Genomic DNA, 1,904 nt, shown 5'->3' with positions numbered 1-1,904 from the left:
GGATTGGTCATGCGAAAGGTCCAGGGAACTAAACCGCCCTTAAAAGTGGAATACGCACTGACGGAATTTGGCAAGACCCTTATTCCCGTATTGGATGCCATTGCCAACTGGGGTTGGGAATTAGGGTACGTTAAAGGTAAATTGGTTGACTTGGAATAGGTGGAAAAAGTCCGATCAAAATTTGTCCCCATATTGTTAAGCTATTATTAAATTTTCAACCTGTCAATTTTGACAGGTATTTCCCTTCAGGGATATTTTTTTTAGGTTTACATCTATATAAAAGATAGTATTAATCTAAGAAAATGAAACCAAAAATAGTTATGCAATTAGTTTACGTCATTGCAGCAATGCTATTCTTCCTTTCTCAAAAAGGCTTCTCACAATCAAAACCAGAAAATATGGACACAAACCACTCCTTAGAAGTTATTCGTTATACAATTCCAAAAAGCCAACACAAAAATTTTGAACAAGCATATTCCGAAGCCGGGAAACACCTTCAATCGTCGGCCTATTGCTTCGGTTACAAAATAGTGCACGGTGATGAAGATCCGGATAATTATATCGTGTTTATTCAGTGGACCTCTGCCGATGAGCACTTGAATGGATTTAGAAAAAGCCCTGAATTTACACCGTTTCTTAATTTGGTAAGGCCCTTTTACAACAACATTCAAGAAATGAAGCATTACAACCCTACTACCATACAGTGGACAAAAGAATAGCACAATATGAAATGTCCATAACCAAAATTTCGGACACCAACCGATATGATAATCCGGGCATTACTCACGCTGTTTTTAATTTTTATAATGGAGTTCGTGAATCTTCGATTTCCGTCTGACCTTTGAAAGATAAATAACTATTAACAGATGAAACATATCCCAACTTTATATCAATGGGCAGGTGGTCTGGAAGTCATCAAAGAATTGATCACCAAATTTTACGACAAAGTGGTAACCGATGATGTACTCAAGGATTTATTCACTCATATGTCTGAAGAACATCAAATAAACGTGGCCCGTTTTATCTCGGAAGTATTGGGAGGCCCCAAATTATATACCGAAAATGGCGGGAGCCATTTTGGAATGATAAAAAAGCACTTTCAAAAAAACATATCGGAAGAACAGAGAAGAAGATGGATGAACCTTTTGCTCGAAATCGCAAATGAGTTGAAATTACCTGATGACCCTGAATTTCGTTCCGCTTTTGTTGCTTATCTGGAATGGGGAACCCGTTTAGCCGTAATCAACTCAAATAGTGATACTATAGATATGGCCCCTGATGAACCTATGCCCAAATGGGGATGGGGCGAAACCGGCGGACCATATAATCCAAACGGAAATTAAAAATGAGACATCTTCAAATTTTCGTTCTTGCTTTTATACCGTTCTATTTGACCAGTTGTATGAACGAACCAACCAATGACACCACTAATGTCATTCCCCTTGACCACATTGTAGATTTGACCCATACACTTACACCTGAATTTCCATTTATACCAGTCAAAGAACTGACATATCCATTTGAGCTTATTCCAATGGCAACCTTAAAAGACAATGGTGTGGAAGCAAACTCTTGGAAAATCCATGAACATTTAGGGACACATACCGACGCACCAAATCACTTTATTCAAGGACAAAAATCGCTTGACCAAATAGCATTGAAAGATTTGATCGTGCCGGTAGCGGTTATTGACATTGAAGCAAAAGCATCAAAAGACAGAGACGCAGAATTAACAATTGATGATATTCAAAATTTCGAAAAAGAATATGGTAGAATACTGTAAGCTTCCCTAAAAACTGAACTGTTTAAAATTATAAAAATGATTAATTTTAAACCTCAGTTCAAAAAATGAAAAAGAGTAAATTTTCACCCCAGCAAATCGCCAGGATTTTAAAAGAGTTTGA

The 1,904-nt window shown here is 37.2% G+C and carries 4 protein-coding genes; all 4 read left to right on the top strand.

Translation table 11 applies throughout. From position 1 onward, the window contains the following. Window positions 1-9 precede the first annotated feature (9 nt). The 4 genes from KN811_RS21710 (at window position 10) to KN811_RS21695 (ending at window position 1,783) form a co-directional block, all read left to right on the top strand. Entirely contained in the window at window positions 10-159 is a 150-nt protein-coding gene (locus KN811_RS21710) for a winged helix-turn-helix transcriptional regulator (RefSeq protein ID WP_425596712.1), read from the top strand. Between the two features lie 143 nt (window positions 160-302). After that, window positions 303-719, top strand: a complete 417-nt coding sequence (locus tag KN811_RS21705) for an antibiotic biosynthesis monooxygenase family protein (protein WP_187967786.1) — start codon at window positions 303-305, stop codon at window positions 717-719. A 147-nt stretch (window positions 720-866) separates the two neighbouring features. Beyond that, on the top strand, window positions 867-1,343 hold the full coding sequence (locus KN811_RS21700; RefSeq protein ID WP_187967785.1) for a group II truncated hemoglobin: 477 nt from the start codon (window positions 867-869) through the stop codon (window positions 1,341-1,343). A 59-nt stretch (window positions 1,344-1,402) separates the two neighbouring features. After that, window positions 1,403-1,783 carry a cyclase family protein gene (locus KN811_RS21695; protein ID WP_216335040.1) on the top strand — a complete coding sequence of 127 codons (381 nt, stop codon included), beginning with the start codon at window positions 1,403-1,405 and terminating at the stop codon, window positions 1,781-1,783. Window positions 1,784-1,904: the final 121 nt, after the last annotated feature.

The sequence above is a fragment of the Sinomicrobium weinanense genome (assembly GCF_018863395.1).
GTDB lineage: Bacteria > Bacteroidota > Bacteroidia > Flavobacteriales > Flavobacteriaceae > Sinomicrobium > Sinomicrobium weinanense.
The sequence above is the reverse complement of the archived record's forward strand: the minus strand, read 5'-3'. Positions and strand labels throughout refer to the sequence as shown.